An 18,751-nucleotide genomic window follows, 5' to 3' on the forward strand; every position below is an offset into this window, starting at 1 on the left:
TCTGGCGCGTTATCGATCTGGTCGAAAGCACGTGCAGAACCGCCGTAGGTTTTAGCCAGAACGGTGGTGATCGCTGCAGTCAGGGTAGTTTTACCGTGGTCAACGTGGCCGATAGTACCAACGTTAACGTGCGGTTTTGTACGTTCAAATTTTTCTTTAGACACGGCTATATTCCTTACTATAGCGCTCTCCCCTTCTGGAGAGAGCACGGGACTTTGGTTTTAACCCTGCGGCTTATTTGCCACGGGCTTCGATTACGGCCTGAGCGACGTTGTTCGGTGCATCATCATACTTCAGGAATTCCATGGTGTATGATGCGCGACCTTTAGTCAGAGAACGCAGCTGAGTTGCGTAGCCGAACATTTCGGACAACGGTACTTCAGCGTGGATCTTAACGCCAGTCACTTCAGATTCCTGACCGCGCAGCATGCCGCGACGACGGCTCAAGTCACCGATAACGTCACCGGTGTTCTCTTCTGGAGTCTCAACTTCAACCTTCATGATAGGCTCAAGCAGAACTGGTTTCGCTTTCTTAAAGCCTTCTTTAAAGGCGATAGACGCGGCCAGTTTAAACGCCAGTTCAGAGGAGTCAACGTCGTGGTAAGAACCGAAGTGCAGACGAATACCCATGTCTACTACCGGGTAACCAGCCAACGGACCAGACTTCAGCTGCTCCTGGATGCCTTTATCAACGGCAGGGATGTATTCGCCAGGAATTACACCACCTTTGATGTCGTTGACGAACTCGTAACCTTTCGGGTTAGAGCCCGGCTCCAGTGGGTACATGTCGATCACAACGTGACCGTACTGACCGCGACCACCAGACTGCTTGGCGTGCTTACCTTCAACGTCGGTAATCTTCGCGCGAATCGCTTCGCGGTAAGCTACCTGAGGTTTGCCCACGTTAGCTTCAACGTTGAATTCACGCTTCATGCGGTCAACGATGATGTCAAGGTGCAGTTCACCCATACCGGCGATGATGGTCTGGTTAGACTCTTCGTCAGTCCATACGCGGAACGACGGGTCTTCTTTAGCCAGACGGCCCAGAGCCAGACCCATTTTTTCTTGGTCAGCTTTGGTTTTCGGTTCAACGGCGATAGAGATTACCGGCTCAGGGAATTCCATACGCTCCAGGATGATTGGAGAGTCTGGATCACACAGGGTGTCCCCGGTGGTCACGTCTTTCAGACCGATCGCAGCGGCGATGTCGCCTGCGCGAACTTCTTTGATCTCTTCACGCTTGTTGGCGTGCATCTGAACGATACGGCCAAAACGCTCGCGCGCAGACTTAACGGAGTTCAGCACGGTGTCGCCGGAGTTAACAACGCCGGAGTACACGCGGAAGAAGGTCAAGTTACCTACGAACGGGTCGGTAGCGATTTTGAACGCCAGCGCAGAGAACGGCTCGTCATCACTTGCGTGACGCTCAGCCGGAGTGTCTTTACCGTCGTCCAGGATACCGTTGATCGCAGGAACGTCAGTTGGTGCCGGCAGGTATTCGATTACCGCATCCAGCATCGCCTGCACGCCCTTGTTCTTAAACGCAGAACCACAGGTAACCAGGATGATTTCGTTGTTCAGTACGCGCTGACGCAGAGCTGCTTTGATTTCTTCCTCGGTCAGCTCTTCGCCGCCCAGGTATTTTTCCATCAGCTCTTCGGAAGCTTCCGCAGCGGACTCGATCAGGTTCTGGCGCCATTCTTCAGCCAGATCCATCATGTCAGCCGGGACGTCTTCGTATTCGAAGGTTACGCCTGCGTCTTCTTCGTTCCAGTTGATCGCCTTCATTTTCACCAGGTCGATAACGCCGGTGAATTTGTCTTCTGCGCCGATAGCCAGCTGCAGAGGAACAGGGTTAGCGCCCAGACGAGATTTGATCTGGCCAACAACTTTCAGGAAGTTAGCGCCCATACGGTCCATTTTGTTAACGAACGCGATACGTGGCACTTTGTATTTGTTAGCCTGACGCCATACGGTTTCAGACTGTGGCTGAACACCACCAACAGCACAGTAAACCATTACCGCGCCATCCAGCACACGCATGGAACGTTCTACTTCGATGGTGAAGTCAACGTGCCCTGGGGTGTCGATGATGTTTACGCGATGCGGTTCGAACTGCTTGGCCATACCAGACCAGAAAGCAGTAGTCGCTGCAGAAGTGATGGTAATACCACGCTCCTGCTCCTGTTCCATCCAGTCCATGGTGGCAGCGCCGTCATGAACTTCACCGATTTTGTGGTTTACACCGGTGTAGAACAGAATACGTTCGGTAGTGGTGGTTTTACCGGCGTCGATGTGAGCACTGATACCGATGTTACGGTAGCGTGCAATGGGTGTTGTACGAGCCATTTGATTCCTCTATTCCTAGGGCGTTCAAGTTCAGTTAACCCAAGCGGGCCGATTTGACGCGCCCGCTTGGTTAGCATGACTACAGCCAGGTGATTACCAGCGGTAGTGGGCGAACGCCTTGTTGGCTTCGGCCATACGGTGAACGTCTTCACGCTTCTTAACAGCAGAACCTTTGTTCTCTGCTGCGTCAGACAGCTCGTTCGCCAGGCGCAGAGCCATGGATTTATCACCGCGTTTACGTGCAGCATCAACGATCCAACGCATTGCCAGAGCATTACGACGAACCGGGCGGACTTCAACTGGTACCTGATAAGTAGAACCGCCAACGCGACGCGACTTAACTTCTACAGTCGGGCGAACGTTGTCGAGAGCGACTTCGAAAGCTTCCAGGTGATCTTTACCAGAACGCTGAGCCAGGGTCTCCAGCGCGGTATAGACGATTGCTTCTGCAGTAGATTTTTTACCGTCTACCATCAGGATATTTACAAATTTGGCCAGCAGCTCAGATCCGAACTTAGGATCTGGCAGGATTTTACGTTGGCCGATTACGCGACGACGTGGCATGGAAATACTCCGTTGTTAATTCAGGATTGTCCAAAACTCTACGAGTTTATTTTGACATTAAAGTTAAAACGTTTGGCCTTACTTAACGGAGAACCATTAAGCCTTTGGCTTCTTCACGCCGTACTTGGAACGAGCTTGCTTACGGTCTTTAACACCGGAGCAGTCAAGTGCACCACGGACGGTGTGGTAACGCACACCTGGCAGGTCTTTTACACGACCGCCACGGATCAGGATTACGGAGTGTTCCTGCAGGTTGTGGCCTTCGCCACCGATGTAGGAAGTCACTTCGAAACCGTTAGTCAAACGCACACGGCAAACTTTACGCAGTGCGGAGTTTGGTTTTTTCGGGGTAGTGGTATATACGCGGGTGCATACGCCACGTTTCTGCGGGCAGGCTTCCAGCGCTGGAACGTTGCTTTTAGCAGCCTTCACAGAGCGTGGTTTGCGAACCAGCTGGTTAATTGTTGCCATTAAAAAAGCTCCTGGTTTTTGCTTCGTACTAGCTTCGTAAACATGTGATAAATCCCCTCGTATGCACTATTGGCAGAGTACGAGGACGCAGAATTTTAGGGCTGACCAGTATGGGTGTCAAGAAATATACAACATCACTCTCATTACCAGGCCATTTGGCTGCGGTGTTGTTCGGTTAATTCAACGAAGTGATTATAGCCGATGACAGTGATTTTGTGCGAAAAATGACCAACCAATCCCCGGGCTTCCAGGTCATCCTGCAGCGCATAAAGGGATATGGGGGCGGCGAGCAGCAATTCAAGATGAGCGCTGCCGGCAAGGCCTGCAAGCACGCCGTCCTGTAGCAGCAACAGCGCGTCGCCCTCCGCCGCCAGGCGCAGCAGCGCAGGTAAGTCACATTGGTTTGGCGAATGGCTCAGGGTATACAGCATCAGAAGATCCTAAAACGTCATCACGGCGTCGTAACCGGCCAATTGGCGGCGCAATTCATCCGGCGCCAGCACCTCGGCATCCAGCACCCAATCGGTCACCTGACTCAGCCCACGCTCCTGCAGCGAAGCCTGGCATAGATAGCAGCGCTCCACGTCATACAACGGCAGCACGCCGAAGGTGGCGATGTAATTGCGCGCCAAGATTTTTTCCGGTTGCTGGCCCGGCAACAGCTGCAATACGCCATCGCCGACAAAAAACACCCCCAAATCCTCACTGAGCGCCGATGTGGCAAGCAGCGCATCCAGCCCTTCCCTGCCGCCGGCACCGCCGTGCGGCCCGTGGGTGAAAACAAAAGCGACTCGTTTCATCATATCCTCAGAACTGCACCAGACGGTCGCAACTCAGCGACGCTTCGGCCAGGGAACCCAGCCCGCTCAGGGTAAAGCCGGGCTGCAGGTTGGCGCTTGCCAGCCCCTGTTGCGCCGCCTCCTGCTCGTCGGTGACGCCACGGCGCAGCGCGGCAGCAACGCAGACGTTGAGCGCCACGCCGTGTTGCTGCGCCAGCTGCGTCCAGCCGCGCACCAGGTCGAATTCGTCGCTGGCCGGCGCGGTCAGCTGGTTGGCGTTCAACACCCCTTCACGGTAGAAAAAAACGCTGGAAAGCCGGTGCCCTTTCGCCAGCAAAGCCTGAGCGAACTGATAGGCGCTGCTGGCCTGCTGCGTGCCGTAAGCCGGGCCGGTGACCAACAGACAATAATCGAGCATCAACGGTCGCTTCCCAACAGATCGCCACTCTTGAACTGGCGGATGTACAGATACACGGTGTGTTTGGAGATATTCAGGCGATCCGCCACCTGATTGATCGCATCCTTGATATCGAAGATGCCTTTCTCATAGAGGTTGAGCACCACCTGGCGATTCTTGGCGTTATTGGACACCGAGCGGTCGGCGTTCACCTCTTCGATGGTGAACTCCAGCGTCTGCGCCACCAGATCGTCGACGGAAGAGGCGAAATTCACCGACGACGGCACGTCCTGCGTGGCCGGCGGCATAAAAGTCTGCATGATCTGCGAGAACGGCACGTCGAGGTTCATGTTGATGCACAGCAAGCCGATCACCCGCTGCTCGCGATTGCGAATGGCAATGGTCACCGATTTCATCAACACGCCGCTCTTGGCGCGGGTAAAGTAGGCTTTCGACACGCTGCTGTCGTCGCCGGCCATGTCGTGCAACATGCGCAGCGCCAGGTCGGTGATCGGCGAGCCGATTTTGCGCCCGGTGTGTTCCCCGTTGGCGATGCGCACCGCCGAGCTGTTCAGGTCTTCCAGCGCGTGCAATACGATCTCACAGTGGCCGCCGATCAACATCGCCAGCCCGTCGACCACCGCTTCATAGGATTTCAGGATTTCATGATCCGTTTGAGTAAACGGACGTTCATTCAGCAAATCAAGTTCGCTGGCTTCGCTGGATAAAAGCGAATTCGACATCGAAGATACCACCCTCATAGATCGCCTGTGCCAGGGGGCGCAGCTAAAACCGCTCGGACCGGATCGCTGCCGTCGTCGGCATGCCGCCGCGCGGCTGGCTGAGAGCCGCATAAAACGGCACGATGACATCCGCGGGCGAGGCGGCCGGGAACAATTTTAGGTACACGCCCTAAGGGGCAGACGCATGACTGATAAGTCAGAATTATTAGTCTAGCAAAGCGGCCGGAGCAAAGTCCTTGCGTTTGCGCGTGGTATTGACGTTAAGCCCGATGCCCGGCAGGCGTCAAGCGTTCAATGGCGAGAGAGGTGGCGGCGGCCAAAATGAAAACCGCCGCGGAGGGCATCCGCGGCGGTGGCAAACAAAGCGACGAGATTATTTCGCTTTGGTATCGGCTTTCGCGTCAGCCGGTTTTTCGGCTTTAGCGTCGGCTTTCGGCGCCGCTTTCACGTCCAGCAGCTCAACGTCGAAGACCAGCGTGGAGTTAGCCGGGATGCCCGGAACGCCGGTTTTGCCGTAGGCCAAGGCCGGCGGGATCACCAGCTTGATTTTGCCGCCTTTCTTGATGTGCTTCAGACCTTCGGTCCAGCCAGGGATCACGCCGTCCAGACGGAACGACAGCGGCTCGCCGCGGGTATAGGAGTTATCAAACTCGGTGCCGTCGGTCAGGGTGCCTTTGTAGTTCACCACCACGGTGTCGCTGTCTTTCGGCGCTTCACCCGCGCCCGGTTTCTCTACCTGATACAGCAGGCCGGATTCGGTTTTCTTCACGCCTTTTTCTTTAGCGAAGCTGTCGCGATACTTGGCGCCTTTGGTTTCGTTGTCCTTGGCGTCCTGCTCCATCTTCGCCTGAGCGGAAGCCTTCACGCGCGCTTCGAAGCCCTGCAGGGTCTTCTCGATGTCGGCATCGTTCAGCTTGCTCTTGTTGGCGAACGCGTCCTGAACGCCGGCGATCAGCTGATCTTTGTCCAGCTTGATGCCCAGCTTCTCTTGCTCTTTCAGAGAGTTGTCCATGTAACGGCCGAGAGAGGCGCCCAGTGCGTAAGCCGCTTGCTCGTCGTCGTTTTTGAACTTGCCGGTGCTTGGCGCTGCTGCCGCGTCCGCTGGTTTAGCGGCTTCTGCCGGTTTGGCGGCATCGGCTGCCATGACCTGGGTCGCATTCAGAGCAAAAGCCATGGTGGTTGCCAGAAGCGTGACTTTAAACAAAGATTTCATCCATTTCTCCAGTGTCTGAAGCAATGCCCCAAACAATCATTAGGTAAGATAACCGGGCTACTATAGCTGCCTGAAACAAAACAAAACAGTCGCACAGGTAACCAATCGAGTCAAAGTGTGACTCCCACTTTGCCGAGAAGTTTCCCCCTGCGTGCTACTCGTATGATAAATCAGATTTTTCTTGCAGAATATTCGGCGAGGTTAGCAAAAAACGGCGTATCGGGCGCGCAACTTTTCAGCACTTTACACTGCCGATCGCAACGTTGCGCGCCGTCTGAAGAAATAGCGCGAGCAAACCCGGCGCCAGCTGTTACCATAGCGCCGAATCAGGATTTTATCGCGTCAGAGGTAGCCTCATGCACAACGCCGACATTCAACGCCTGCTACAGCGGCTTGAAGAACTGGAGAGCCGTCAGGCTTTCCAAGAGCTCACCATCGAAGAGCTCAACCAGACCGTTACCCAGCATCAAATGGAAATGCTGAAGATGCGCGAACACCTGCGCATGTTGACCGACAAGCTGCGCTCGACCCAAACCTCAATGATCGCCTCGCAATCGGAAGAAACCCCTCCGCCGCACTATTGAGGGTCCGTTGCGCGGTTATTTCAGGCGTGCCAACCCATCGACGGCACGCTCGAGATACCGGCGCGGGCACCCCAGGTTGATGCGGATAAAACCGCTCCCCTGCGGGCCGAAACCGCTGCCCATCGACGGAGCCAGCTTTGCCACCGCCACCAGCGCCTGCTGTAAGTCAGCATCGCTCAAACCCAGTGCACGGCAATCCAGCCAGGCGAGATAGGTCCCTTCTGCCTGGGTCATCGTGCACCAGGGCGCGGCGGCCGCCAGCGCCCGTTCAAACCAACGCCGATTCTCCGCCAGGTAGCTGAGCAGCTCATCAAGCCAGACAGCACCCCGTTGATAGGCCGCGGTCGCCGCCGTCATCGATAGCGCGTTGAACACATCCAGCCCGTGGGCATTCAGCCGATCGACAAACGCCTGCCGAAGCCGAGCGTTGGGGATCAGGAAATTCGAAATGCGCAGCGAGGAAAGGCCGAACGTTTTGCTGGCGGACGTCGCCGCAATCGCTCGCTCGCGATATTTCTTGTCCAGATGCAACACCGACGTAAACGTCTCGCCGGGCAGCAGCAGATCGGCCCAGATCTCATCGGAGATCACCGTAACGTCGTGGGTATGGCAAAGCGCCATGAGCCGCTCCAGTTCATCGCGGCGCCAGCAACGGCCTGTCGGATTGTGCGGATTGCACAGCAACAACAGCGGCGGTTTACGCTGTGCCAGACAGGCAGCCAACTGGTCGAAATCGATCCGATATCCCTGCGGAGTTTCCAACAGAGGATTCTCAAGCACCTCTCTGCCATTCATTGTGACTATCTTGGCGAACGAGCCATAATACGGCCCCTGCACCACCACACCGTCCCCCGGCTTGCTGAGCAGTTGGATCAGCATCGCCAATCCGGGCACCACCCCCTCAATCGAGGTAAACCACTCACGCCGCAGCGGCAAGTCGTGCCGTTTGGCGAACCAGTCGATCGCCGCCTGATAGTAGGCGTCGTCACGTTCGCTGTAGCCAAAGACCCCGTGGTCCACCCGCTGATGCAGCGCCTGTTGCACCTCTGGCGGACATGGAAAATCGAAATCGGACACCCACATCGGCAACAGTTCGCTGCCATCCAGTTGCAGATAGCGGTCGATGAAGTCCCACTTCACGGAGCTGGTGTTGTGGCGATCGATGATGGCGTTGAAATGACTCGTCATGTCAGGCTTCCTTACGCTGCAAATCGTTCTGAGGTTGAAGTTTGGCGATACCGAAGCCGGTGAACCCATAAATCAGGGCGAACACCACCGCGGCATAACATTGGATCGCCCACGGCAGCAGATCGAGCGTGCTGACCCCCAGCGTGGTCGCCATGTAAATACCGGCGGCCGTCCACGGGATCAGCGGCTCGATAACGGTGCCCGCATCCTCGACGGTGCGCGACAGGTTTTTGTTGTCCAGCCCCATGCGCCGATAGGCCCCTTTGAACAGCTCCGCTGGGATCAGCAGCGCCAGCTTGCCGTCGCTGGTCGCGCCGGTCACCAGGATCGTGGTGGCAACGGTGGCGGCGATCAGTTGGCCGGTGGTGTGCACCACGTGCAGCAGCCGGCTGATGATCACCGTCAGGGCGCCGGTCAGCGTCAGGGCGCCGGCGAAGGAAAAGGCGCAGAACACCAGCAGGATCGTACTCATCATCGAGAACATGCCGCCGCGGTTCAGCAGGCGCGGCACATCGGCGACGATCCCTTCGACGTTATGGCCCTGGCTGGCGAACATCGACAGATTGAAGCCGTCCATCAACGCATTCAGCCCCTGTTGCAGGCTAAAACCCTGCAGCGCGACGCCGATGGCGATCGCCAGCGCGCAGGCGGCCAGCATGACAGGGATCACCGGCCGTTTGGTCACTGCGCCCCACAGCACCAGCACCGGTGGCAGGATCAACAGCAGGTTGAAATGGTACAGCCCCTCAAGCGCGCTGACGATTTCGGTCACTTTTTCCGGCGTTGCCACGCTGCCCACCGCGCCGGTGTGGCCGGCGATCAGGTACACCACGGCGGCCAGGATGAAGCTCGGCAACGTCGTGTACATCAGATGCTGGATATGGCTGTAGAGATCGGTATCCGCAACGATAGCCGCGAAGTTCGTCGAATCGGACAACGGCGAAATTTTGTCGCCGAAGTAGGCGCCGGACACCACCGCCCCAGCCGCGGCGGCCAGCGGCACGTCTAAACCGGCGGCCACGCCCATCAGCGCCACGCCCACGGTGCCGGCTGCCCCCCACGAGGTGCCGGTGCACACCGAGATCACGCTGGTGATGAAGAACGCGGCAATCAGAATATATTGCGGACTGATCAGCTTCAGCCCCCAATACACCATGTAAGGGATTGTACCGCTGATCATCCAGGTGCCGATCAGGCCACCTACGCAGATCAGGATCATGATCACCGGCATGGCCTTCGCCAGCTTGGCCACGATGGCCTCGATGATGTCGTCCCAGCGGTAACCTTGCCACCAGGCCAGCGCGGCGGTGATGGCGGCGGAAACCAGCAGAAGCGGTTCAATGCGCAGGCCAAACTGGCCATAGCCGATGATGAGCAGCAACAGCATGGCCACAATCGGCAGCGTCGCCAACCCAAGGTTGAGCGTTTTCTTATTATCCATATACGGCTCCTGTTGAAGATGGGGTACTGCAACAGCGTAATGGCTTCGATAATCGGAGGATGTGAGCGCAGGCAACCGGCCATGTAATCGGTTTCATGCGCTCACGTTGTGTGACTTGCCTCTCATTCGCCGCGCTTGCTTTGCTCATGCGGCTCGCCGTCGGTGACAGAGTCTCGCAGGATAAGCTCGGCCGAAAAGCGGTTGTTCTGCGGCGCGACGTCGCTGCCGCTGTGGATCTGCAGCGCGAGGCGCGCGGCGCGTCGGGCCATTTTCTCGATGGGGTAATGCACAGTGGTCAGCGAAGGGTGGAGATATTTCGCCAGGGCAATGTCGTCAAAGCCAACGATCGACAGCGCATCGGGCAACTGAATGTGCCGTTGATGGCAGGTGCGCATCATGCCGGCGGCCATCACGTCGTTGAACGTCACTGCGGCGGTGAAGCGTGGGTCGCTGGCCAGCACGCGCTCGGCCGCCAACTCGCCCCCTTTCTCGTTGAAGGGCACGCTGATGATCCAGGTTCCGGGCACCTCAATACCAGCGGCGGCCATGGCCTTGCGGTAACCCGCTAACCGCTGTGCGCGGTCGTCGATCGGCAAATCCGCCGTCACGCAGGCGATTCTCCGATGCCCCTGGCGAATGAGTAGCTCGGTCGCCGCCTGTGCCGCCTTGGCATTGTCGAGCCAAATACAACGATTGGCGATGGCCGGCAGGTAGCGATTGACCAGCACCAGCGCGGGCGTGTGGGCGGCGTAGCGCAGCAGCTCCTCTTCTCCCATGCGCGTGACGTGCGCCACAATGGCTTCGCATCCCTGATTGATGAGAAAGTCGAGGCCGCTTTTTTCCAGTTCGGCCTGATGCCCGCCGCTGCACAACATCAAACGCACGCCAGCCTGCCGCGTGATGTCTTCCACGCCCCGCGCCAGGCGCGAGAAAAACGGATCGTCGAGGTTGCCGGTCAGCAACCCCAGCATATTGCCGCTTCTTTTCGCCAGTGCCAGCGCGGCGGCGTTGCGGTGGTAATTGAACTCGCGCATCGCTTTCTCGACGCGTTCGCGGGTCACCGGTTCAACGTAGGCGGTATTATTGATCACCCGGCTGACGGTGGCCGTGGAAACGCCGGCGCGGCGCGCAACGTCTTTCATGGTGGCCATGGCATGTCCTGTTTTGCCGTTCGGCGCCTGGTGCGCCGCGCATAAAAAAGGGCAGCCAATGGCCGCCCTCTTGTCTCGGGATTGCGTTCTGCTTAGTGGCAGCCGCAACCACCGTTACCGCAACCGCCTTTACCGTGGTCGTGACCATGGTCGTGATCGTGGCTGTGGCCGTGACCGCCGCAGCAACCTTCACCGTGCTCGTGGTGATGGTCGTGCTCGCCGTGTACGTGACCGTGCGCCAGCTCTTCTGCGGTCGCTTCGCGGATCGCGACAACTTCCACGTTGAAGTTCAGGTTTTGGCCGGCCAGCATGTGGTTGCCGTCAACCACGACGTGGTCACCGTCAACTTCGGTGATTTCAACCGGTACCGGGCCCTGATCGGTGTCAGCCAGAAAACGCATGCCGACCTGCAGTTCGTCAACGCCCATGAAGACGTCTTTCGGTACGCGCTGCACCAGGTTTTCGTCGTAGTTGCCGTACGCGTCGTTCGCGCCGACGTGAACGTCAAAACGATCGCCAACGTCGTGGCCTTCGAGTGCTTTTTCCAGACCTGCGATCAGAGAACCATGCCCGTGCAGATAGTCCAGCGGTGCGCTCACCGGAGACTCATCAACCAAAACACCGTCTTCTGTACGTACTTGGTAAGCCAGGCTGACCACCAAGTCTTTTGCTACTTTCATGATATCTCCTACCGTTGGCTACTAGGACGCGCACCGTTATCGGGATGCGCGCCTTTTCCGGACAGATTGTAACGGAAATCTGCCTCGCTGTACCCTCCGGGATAAAAAAACGCTACTTCGGCTGGAAAATGCCGATCACCTGCTCTTGCGGGCGAACGTGTTTTTCCACCTGTTGTTCGGTCTGGCGCTGATGGTGTCCGCACTTGACGCACTCCACCACTTCCACCTGATCCTCCCGCCATACCGCCAACGTATCCATAGCGCTACAGCTCGGGCACACCGCCCCGGCGATAAATCTCTTACGTGTTGCAGACATCGTTATGCTCCCGCTTATTCGTATTCGTCCCAGCCGTCGAACTGGCGACTTTCTTTTTGCATTTCGCGATGGAACAGCTCTTCCAGCTCGCGCCGCGCCTCTTTCACGCGGGAAATTTGCGCCACGTCGCCCTGATGCGGCGGCATCAGCTCACGCAGCATGCGCATATCCAGGCGGCGGAAATGCTGCTGGGCGCGGAAAGCCTGATGCGGGTGCATGCCCAGCTCCATCAGCGCCTTGCGCCCCAGTTCCAGCGCGCTGGAGAAGGTCTCGCGGCTGAACTGTTTCACGCCCGCCTGCAGCAGCTCATGTGCCTCCACGCGGCCGCGCGCACGCGCCAGAATGCTCAGGTTCGGGAAGTGCTGTTGGCACAGCCGCACGATCTCCATGGTGTCTTCCGGCTCATTGCAGGTGATCACGATCGACTTGGCCTTCTCGGCGCCCGCCGCGCGCAGCAGCTCCAGCTCGGTGGCGTCGCCGTAATAAACCTGGTAACCGTAACGCCGCAGCACGCCGACGGCGCTGACGTCGCGCTCCAGTACGGTAATGCGCATTTTGTTGGCCATCAACAGGCGGCCGATCACCTGGCCGAAACGCCCGAAGCCGACGATGATCACCTGCGGATCGTCATCCTCTACGTACGGCGTTTCCTCGTCTTCGCCTTTAGCGTTATAGCGGCGCGCCAAAATGCGGTCGATGGCCTGCATCAGCAGCGGCGTGGTCATCATCGACAGCGTCACCACCACCAGCAGCAAAGAGAGTTGATCCGGCTGCAGCACCTTTTGCGCCCCCGCCGCCGAAAACAGCACGAAGGCAAACTCACCGCCCTGGCTGAGCACCCCGGCAAACTGCAGCCGCACCGAGCTACGCAGGCCGAACAGACGCGACACGCCATAGAGCACGCCGGATTTGACCGCCACCAGCGCCAGTACGCCGATCAACACCTCGGCCAGGTGGGTGTAGAGCACGCCGATATTCAACACCATGCCCACCGAGATAAAGAACAGCCCCAGCAGCAGCCCTTTAAACGGCTCGATGGAGATCTCCAGTTCGTGGCGATATTCGCTCTCCGCCAACAGCACCCCGGCGATGAAGGTGCCGAGCGCCATCGACAGGCCGAGCGCCTCCATAAACAGCGCCGAGCCGAGCACCAACAACAGCGCCGCGGCGGTGAAAATCTCGCGCACGCCGGAGGCGGCGATATAGCGGAACAGCGGCCGCAGCAGAAAGCGTCCGCCGATCAGCATGCCGCCGAACGCCGCGACCTTGAGCGCGATCTTCGCCCAGTCGTCGCTGGTGCCGCCGGCGCCGGCCAGAATGGGGATCAACGCCAACGCCGGGATCACCGCCATATCCTGGAACAGCAGCACCGAGAAACCGAGCTGCCCCCCTTCGTTGCGGTTCATGCCCTTTTCGCGCATCAGCTGCAGCGCCATGGCGGTGGAAGACATCGCCAGGCCGATACCGCCGATCACCGCCGCCTGCCAGGCGAAGTGCGTCAGGTACAGCAACGCGCCCAGCACCGCCGCGGTGAGCAACACCTGGCCGGCGCCGGCGCCGAAAATCGAGCGCCTCAGTTCCCACAGCTTGCTGGGGTTCAGCTCCAGACCGATGATGAACATCAGGAACACCACGCCCAGCTCGGAGAAGTGCAGGATCTCGTCAACGTCGCGGATGAAGCCCAATCCCCAAGGGCCGATGGCAATGCCGGCGATCAGATAGCCCAGCACCGCGCCGATCCCCAGGCGACGGGCGATCGGCACCGTCACCACCGCGGCAAACAGGAACAGCAAAATGGCGGTCAGTAAGGTCGATCCTTCCATGGTCACCGCCCTCCGTGCGGCAGCGGGTGGCTCAGCCACTCGCCGTAGGCGTCTGCATGGCTGCGCAACACCTCCGGCTTCTGCCGCCGCGCCCAATAGACCACGAACGGCGTCAGCCAGTGCATATGGCACATCCCGGCGGTCAGCTCGAACGGCCGCAGGATATCTTCCATCGGATAGTGGTTATAACCGCCGGTGCGGTAGGCGCCTTCCGGCTCACCGGTGGTGATCACCGAGCGCCAGTATTTGCCCGCCAGCGCATTGCCGCCCACCCCGCTGGCGAAGCCGCGCGACAGCACGCGATCCAGCCACTCCTTCAGCAGCGCCGGACAGCTGTAGGTATACAGAGGGTGCTGAAACACGATGACCTGATGCTCACGCAGCAGCTGTTGTTCGTGATGAATATCGATAAAAAAATCAGGGTAGTGCGCGTAGAGATCGTGCACGGTGACATGTTCTAACTGCTGCGCCGGTCGAAGCAAAACCCGGTTCGCCACCGAGTCATGGGATTCCGGATGGGCATACAGCAGCAAGACCTTGGGCGGCTGCGACATCATTCCCCTCCAAAGCGTCGTCAGAGTAGCGGTTTTCCGCTACCATGCATCGCAAAGACAAAAACAGCGCGCGGTGCGCGTTCTGTTACCTTAATGATAATTTAACATACTCTGAACATACGGCGCTTTATGATTGTATTCTCCTCGCTACAAATCCGACGCGGCATCCGCGTCCTGCTGGACAACGCCACGGCGACGGTTAATCCAGGTCAGAAGGTCGGCCTGGTGGGCAAAAATGGCTGCGGCAAATCCACGCTGCTGTCGCTGCTGAAGGGCGAGATCGCGGCGGATGGCGGCAGCTTTACCTTCCCCGGCAACTGGGCGCTGGCCTGGGTCAACCAGGAGACGCCGGCGCTGGACGTGCCGGCGATCGAGTATGTTATCGACGGCGACCGCGAGTTTCGCCAGCTCGAAGCCGAACTGCAGGCCGCCAACGACCGCAACGACGGCCACGCCATCGCCACCCTGCACGGTAAGCTGGACGCCATCGACGCCTGGACCATCCGTTCCCGCGCCGCCAGCCTGCTGCACGGCCTCGGCTTCTCCAACGAACAGCTGCAAAGCCCGGTGCGCGACTTTTCCGGCGGCTGGCGCATGCGTCTCAACCTGGCGCAGGCGCTGGTGTGCCGTTCCGACCTGCTGCTGCTCGACGAACCGACCAACCACCTGGATCTCGATGCGGTGATCTGGCTGGAGCGCTGGCTGAAAAGCTACCCCGGCACGCTGGTGCTGATCTCGCATGACCGCGACTTCCTCGATCCGATTGTCGACAAGATCCTGCATATCGAACAGCAGACCCTGAACGAATACACCGGCAACTACTCGTCGTTCGAACGCCAGCGCGCCACCAAATTGGCGCAGCAACAGTCGCTGTATCAGCATCAGCAAGAAAAAGTGGCGCACCTGCAAAGTTATATCGACCGTTTTCGGGCGAAGGCCTCCAAGGCCAAGCAGGCGCAGAGCCGCATCAAGATGCTGGAGCGCATGGAGCTGATCGCCCCGGCGCACGTCGACAACCCGTTCACCTTCAGCTTCCGCCCGCCGGAAAGCCTGCCGAACCCGCTGCTGCGCATGGAAAAAGTCAGCGCCGGATATGGCGATAAAGTGATCTTGAAGTCAATCAAGCTGAACCTGGTACCCGGTTCACGCATTGGCCTGCTCGGCCGCAACGGCGCCGGTAAATCGACGTTGATCAAACTGCTGGCCGGCACCCTGGAACCGCTGAGCGGCGAGATCGGCCTGGCGAAAGGCATCAAGCTGGGTTACTTCGCCCAGCACCAGCTGGAATTCCTGCGCGCCGACGAATCGCCGTTGCAGCATCTGAGCCGCATCGCGCCACGGGTGCTGGAGCAGCAGCTGCGAGATTACCTGGGCGGTTTCGGGTTCCAGGGCGACAAGGTCAGCGAAGTGACCGAACGTTTCTCCGGCGGCGAGAAGGCGCGGCTGGTGCTGGCACTGATCGTCTGGCAACGCCCGAACCTGCTGCTGCTCGATGAACCGACCAACCACCTGGATCTCGACATGCGTCAGGCGCTGACCGAGGCGCTGATCGATTTCGAAGGCGCGTTGGTGGTGGTCTCGCACGACCGTCACCTGCTGCGCTCCACCACCGACGATCTGTACTTGGTGCATGACGGCCAGGTCGAGCCTTTCGAGGGCGATCTCGACGACTACCAGCAGTGGCTTGTCGACCTGCAGCGCCAGGAAAACCAGCAGGATGCACCGGAAAAAGAGAGCGGCGGCAACAGCGCGCAGGCGCGCAAGGACCAAAAACGCCGCGAGGCGGAGTTCCGTACGCAGACCCAACCGCTGCGCAAGCAGATCGCCAAGCTGGAACAGCAGATGGAAAAACTGGGCGCCGAACTGGCGGCGGTGGAAGAGCAGTTGGCGGATCCCGCACTGTACGACATCAGCCGCAAGGCCGAACTGACCGACTGCCTGCAAAAGCAAAGCCAGGCCAAATCCGCGCTCGAAGAGACGGAAATGACCTGGCTGGATGCGCAGGAACAGCTGGAGCAGTTAACGCAGGCGTTCGACGCCTAAACGTTGTTACGCCTTGTAAAAGGGCTTGTCCCCCAGAATGGTCGCGCGGTGCATGATGCGCCGCTGCGGCAGATAATCCGCGTTGGCGTAGTGCTGCGTCACGCGGTTATCCCAGATCGCCACGTCATTTTCCTGCCAGCGCCAGCGCACCTGAAACTCCGGTTTGGTGATGTGAGCAAACAGGAAGTTCAGCAAAGCGTCGCTCTCCTTCGGCGCCACATCCACGATCCGCGTGGTGAACCCTTCATTGACGAACAGCGCCTGCCGGCCGCTGACCGGATGAGTACGCACCACCGGATGCAGCAGCGGCGGATTTTTCTGCACCGCCAGTTGCCAACGCTGGTGTTCTTCTTCACTGCCGCGATGCTTGTACTCCGGGAACGACTTGGTGAAGTCATGTTCCGCGCGCAGCCCCGCGAGCAGCGTTCTGAACGGCGCCGACAGCGCCTCGTAGGCCGCGATGCCGCTGGCCCACAGCGTATCGCCGCCGGTGGAAGGCAAGGTCTTGGCCGCCAGGATCGCCCCCAGCGGCGGGTTCTCGATAAAGGTCACGTCGGTATGCCAGTTGTCGTTGTCCGGCGGGTTGTCGTCGTGGGTATCGAGCACGATGATCTCTTCCACGTCGGTGGCGTGCGGATAGACCGGATGGATGTGCAGATCGCCGAAGCGGCCGGCCAGATCGCGCTGCTGCAGCGGCGTGATCGGCTGGTTGCGGAAGAACAGCACCTGATGCTTGAGCAGCGCATGATAAAGCTGTTCAAACTGGCCATCGCCCAACGGCCGGGCCAACTCGACGTTTTCCACCAGCGCCCCGATGTAAGGCCCCAGCGGGGTGATATTCAGACGTTCATTCATTGCTGTACTCCATGCCACGGGGTCAATCGGCGCTGCAGGGCGCGCAGCCCCAGCTCCAACCCAAATGCAATCACCGCAATCACGCCGATGCCGGCCAGCACCACGTCGGTCGCCAGAAACTCACCGGCGGATTGCACCATAAATCCCAGGCCGCGCGTGGCGGCGATCAGTTCGGCAGCCACCAGCGTCGACCAGCCGACGCCCAGCCCGATGCGGATGCCGGTCAGGATCTCCGGCAGCGCGCTCGGCAGCACCACGAAACGCAGCACCTGCCAACGCGTGGCGCCCAGCGCGCGGGCGGCGCGCACCCGCACCTGCGCCACGCTGCGCACGCCGGCCACAGCGGACAGCGTCACCGGCGCGAAAATCGCCAGATAAATCAACAAGATTTTCGAGGTCTCGCCGATGCCGAACCAAATTACCATCAGCGGTAAATACGCCAACGGCGGCACCGGACGATAGATCTCAATCAGCGGATCGAGGATGCCGCGCACCGTGTCGTTCAGCCCCATGGCGATGCCCACCGGAATGCCGACGATCACCGCCGCCAGCAGCGCCACCAAAATGCGCCCCAGGCTGGCCGCCAGATGCTGCCACAGCGTGGCGTCCATAAAACCTTGCGGGCTGGCGATGGTGATCAGTTGATGCAGCACCTGCTGCGGCGCCGGCAGGAACAGCGGGCTGATCAGCTGCAGCGCCGTCACGCCCCACCAGACGATCAACACCGTCAACAGCGTGGCGCCGCTCAACCAAACGTTGCGCGGCACGCTGAAACGGCGCGCCGCTTTGCCCTGCGGCTGCGCCGCGGCCTTTAACGTGGAATGCAGGCTCATAGCAAGGCCTCGCGCTGTTGGAAAACTTTGCCCAGCACGTATTCGCGCTGCGCGATAAATTCAGGATCGGACTTAATCGAGCGGCAGGCTTCGCCGTCGGCATAGCGTTGGCCGAAGTTCAGCGACAGTCGCTCTACCACCTGCCCCGGCCCCGGCGACAGCAGCAGCAGCTCGCTGGCGAGGAACACCGCCTCTTCGATATCGTGGGTGATCAGCAGCACCTGCTTGCCGGTATCGCGCCAAATAGTCAGCAACAGCTCCTGCATCTGCTCGCGAGTAAACGCGTCCAGCGCGCCGAACGGTTCATCCAGCAACAGCAGGCGCGGATCCGCGGCCAGGGCGCGGGCGATGCCGACGCGTTGGCGCATGCCGCCGGAAAGCTGCCAGATGAAATGCCGCTCGTAACCGGCCAGACCGACGCGCTGCAGCATCTGCTCCGCCACCTGGCGGCGCTGCGCCTTGCCGACGCCGGCCAGCTGCAGACCGAACTCGACGTTGTCCACCACGTTACGCCACGGCAGTAAACCCTCATGCTGGAACACCACGCCCCGTTCAGCGCCCGGGCCGTGAACGGGCGTTCCATCCAGCGTGATGCTGCCAGCTGAAGGCTCGATAAACCCGGCGATCAAATTCAGCAGCGTGGTCTTGCCGCAGCCCGATGGGCCGAGCACCACCACCAGTTGCCCGGCGGCGATCTGGAACGACACGTCACGCAGCACGGGCCGCCCCTGATACTCTGCTGAAAGATGATTGACGTTTAGCATCCT

Annotated in this window: 21 protein-coding genes; 2 read left to right on the forward strand and 19 right to left on the reverse strand. The window is 59.4% G+C overall.

What is annotated here, in order from left to right; all coding sequences use genetic code 11:
• The 9 genes from ACJ8IL_RS10435 to fkpA form a co-directional block, all read right to left on the reverse strand.
• On the reverse strand, nucleotides 1–164 hold a 164-nt coding region (locus ACJ8IL_RS10435; protein WP_023158627.1), incomplete at its 3' end, for a GTP-binding protein.
• A 70-nt stretch (nucleotides 165–234) separates the two neighbouring features.
• On the reverse strand, nucleotides 235–2,349 hold the full coding sequence (gene fusA, locus ACJ8IL_RS10440) for an elongation factor G (RefSeq protein ID WP_025304497.1): 2,115 nt from the start codon (nucleotides 2,347–2,349) through the stop codon (nucleotides 235–237).
• A 93-nt stretch (nucleotides 2,350–2,442) separates the two neighbouring features.
• On the reverse strand, nucleotides 2,443–2,913 hold the full coding sequence (gene rpsG / locus ACJ8IL_RS10445) for a 30S ribosomal protein S7 (RefSeq protein WP_004956203.1): 471 nt from the start codon (nucleotides 2,911–2,913) through the stop codon (nucleotides 2,443–2,445).
• 96 nt (nucleotides 2,914–3,009) lie between these two features.
• A complete protein-coding gene (rpsL, locus tag ACJ8IL_RS10450; RefSeq protein ID WP_004930426.1) occupies nucleotides 3,010–3,384 on the reverse strand; it encodes a 30S ribosomal protein S12 in 375 nt (124 codons plus the stop codon).
• A 143-nt stretch (nucleotides 3,385–3,527) separates the two neighbouring features.
• Entirely contained in the window at nucleotides 3,528–3,815 is a 288-nt protein-coding gene (gene tusB, locus ACJ8IL_RS10455; protein ID WP_025304499.1) for a sulfurtransferase complex subunit TusB, read from the reverse strand.
• 9 nt (nucleotides 3,816–3,824) lie between these two features.
• Nucleotides 3,825–4,184, reverse strand: a complete 360-nt coding sequence (tusC, locus tag ACJ8IL_RS10460; protein ID WP_025304500.1) for a sulfurtransferase complex subunit TusC — start codon at nucleotides 4,182–4,184, stop codon at nucleotides 3,825–3,827.
• A gap of 7 nt (nucleotides 4,185–4,191) precedes the next feature.
• On the reverse strand, nucleotides 4,192–4,581 hold the full coding sequence (gene tusD / locus ACJ8IL_RS10465) for a sulfurtransferase complex subunit TusD (RefSeq protein ID WP_033636259.1): 390 nt from the start codon (nucleotides 4,579–4,581) through the stop codon (nucleotides 4,192–4,194).
• Entirely contained in the window at nucleotides 4,581–5,303 is a 723-nt protein-coding gene (locus ACJ8IL_RS10470) for a helix-turn-helix transcriptional regulator (RefSeq protein WP_004930418.1), read from the reverse strand. Before ACJ8IL_RS10470 ends, tusD begins: the two co-directional genes overlap by 1 nt.
• Before the next feature lie 373 nt (nucleotides 5,304–5,676).
• Nucleotides 5,677–6,516: an FKBP-type peptidyl-prolyl cis-trans isomerase gene (fkpA, locus tag ACJ8IL_RS10475; protein ID WP_025304502.1), complete on the reverse strand. Its 840-nt coding sequence runs from the start codon at nucleotides 6,514–6,516 to the stop codon at nucleotides 5,677–5,679.
• A 356-nt stretch (nucleotides 6,517–6,872) separates the two neighbouring features.
• Here fkpA and ACJ8IL_RS10480 point away from each other — a divergent pair, with 356 nt between their 5' ends.
• Nucleotides 6,873–7,100, forward strand: coding sequence for a SlyX family protein (locus ACJ8IL_RS10480; protein WP_025304503.1), 228 nt, complete (start codon nucleotides 6,873–6,875; stop codon nucleotides 7,098–7,100).
• A gap of 15 nt (nucleotides 7,101–7,115) precedes the next feature.
• Here ACJ8IL_RS10480 and ACJ8IL_RS10485 read toward each other — a convergent pair whose 3' ends face one another.
• The 7 genes from ACJ8IL_RS10485 to kefG all read right to left on the reverse strand — a co-directional run bounded on the left by ACJ8IL_RS10485 (nucleotide 7,116) and on the right by kefG (nucleotide 14,253).
• A complete protein-coding gene (locus ACJ8IL_RS10485; RefSeq protein ID WP_089196319.1) occupies nucleotides 7,116–8,288 on the reverse strand; it encodes a MalY/PatB family protein in 1,173 nt (390 codons plus the stop codon).
• 1 nt (nucleotide 8,289) lies between these two features.
• Entirely contained in the window at nucleotides 8,290–9,729 is a 1,440-nt protein-coding gene (gene nhaC / locus ACJ8IL_RS10490; protein WP_049206071.1) for a Na+/H+ antiporter NhaC, read from the reverse strand.
• Between the two features lie 122 nt (nucleotides 9,730–9,851).
• Nucleotides 9,852–10,880 carry a LacI family DNA-binding transcriptional regulator gene (locus ACJ8IL_RS10495; RefSeq protein WP_060435110.1) on the reverse strand — a complete coding sequence of 343 codons (1,029 nt, stop codon included), beginning with the start codon at nucleotides 10,878–10,880 and terminating at the stop codon, nucleotides 9,852–9,854.
• Between the two features lie 92 nt (nucleotides 10,881–10,972).
• Nucleotides 10,973–11,560 carry a peptidylprolyl isomerase gene (gene slyD / locus ACJ8IL_RS10500; protein WP_004930407.1) on the reverse strand — a complete coding sequence of 196 codons (588 nt, stop codon included), beginning with the start codon at nucleotides 11,558–11,560 and terminating at the stop codon, nucleotides 10,973–10,975.
• A 112-nt stretch (nucleotides 11,561–11,672) separates the two neighbouring features.
• The gene (locus ACJ8IL_RS10505; RefSeq protein ID WP_015379274.1) at nucleotides 11,673–11,876 is read right to left on the reverse strand and encodes a YheV family putative zinc ribbon protein; all 204 of its coding nucleotides are present in this window, start codon (nucleotides 11,874–11,876) and stop codon (nucleotides 11,673–11,675) included.
• Nucleotides 11,877–11,890: 14 nt separating this feature from the next.
• Nucleotides 11,891–13,699 (reverse strand): glutathione-regulated potassium-efflux system protein KefB, encoded by a 1,809-nt coding sequence (gene kefB / locus ACJ8IL_RS10510; protein ID WP_049294935.1) that lies wholly within the window; start codon nucleotides 13,697–13,699, stop codon nucleotides 11,891–11,893.
• A gap of 2 nt (nucleotides 13,700–13,701) precedes the next feature.
• On the reverse strand, nucleotides 13,702–14,253 hold the full coding sequence (gene kefG, locus ACJ8IL_RS10515) for a glutathione-regulated potassium-efflux system ancillary protein KefG (RefSeq protein ID WP_025159909.1): 552 nt from the start codon (nucleotides 14,251–14,253) through the stop codon (nucleotides 13,702–13,704).
• A 129-nt stretch (nucleotides 14,254–14,382) separates the two neighbouring features.
• On the opposite strand from kefG, the gene ACJ8IL_RS10520 reads away from it, so the two are divergent.
• Nucleotides 14,383–16,296: an ABC transporter ATP-binding protein gene (locus tag ACJ8IL_RS10520; RefSeq protein ID WP_049206067.1), complete on the forward strand. Its 1,914-nt coding sequence runs from the start codon at nucleotides 14,383–14,385 to the stop codon at nucleotides 16,294–16,296.
• Nucleotides 16,297–16,302: 6 nt separating this feature from the next.
• Here the strand turns inward: ACJ8IL_RS10520 and tauD are convergent, their stop codons facing one another.
• From tauD to tauB, 3 genes are read right to left on the reverse strand one after another with little or no spacing between them, the layout of a single operon-like run.
• Nucleotides 16,303–17,151: a taurine dioxygenase gene (tauD, locus tag ACJ8IL_RS10525; RefSeq protein WP_089196322.1), complete on the reverse strand. Its 849-nt coding sequence runs from the start codon at nucleotides 17,149–17,151 to the stop codon at nucleotides 16,303–16,305.
• Nucleotides 17,148–17,984, reverse strand: coding sequence for a taurine ABC transporter permease TauC (gene tauC, locus ACJ8IL_RS10530; protein ID WP_033631937.1), 837 nt, complete (start codon nucleotides 17,982–17,984; stop codon nucleotides 17,148–17,150). The genes tauD and tauC overlap by 4 nt, the downstream gene beginning before the upstream one ends.
• On the reverse strand, nucleotides 17,981–18,748 hold the full coding sequence (tauB, locus tag ACJ8IL_RS10535; RefSeq protein ID WP_060435115.1) for a taurine ABC transporter ATP-binding subunit: 768 nt from the start codon (nucleotides 18,746–18,748) through the stop codon (nucleotides 17,981–17,983). Before tauB ends, tauC begins: the two co-directional genes overlap by 4 nt.
• Between the last annotated feature and the right edge of the window lie 3 nt (nucleotides 18,749–18,751).

Source organism: Serratia sp. CY47444, from assembly GCF_052168635.1.
GTDB lineage: Bacteria > Pseudomonadota > Gammaproteobacteria > Enterobacterales > Enterobacteriaceae > Serratia > Serratia bockelmannii.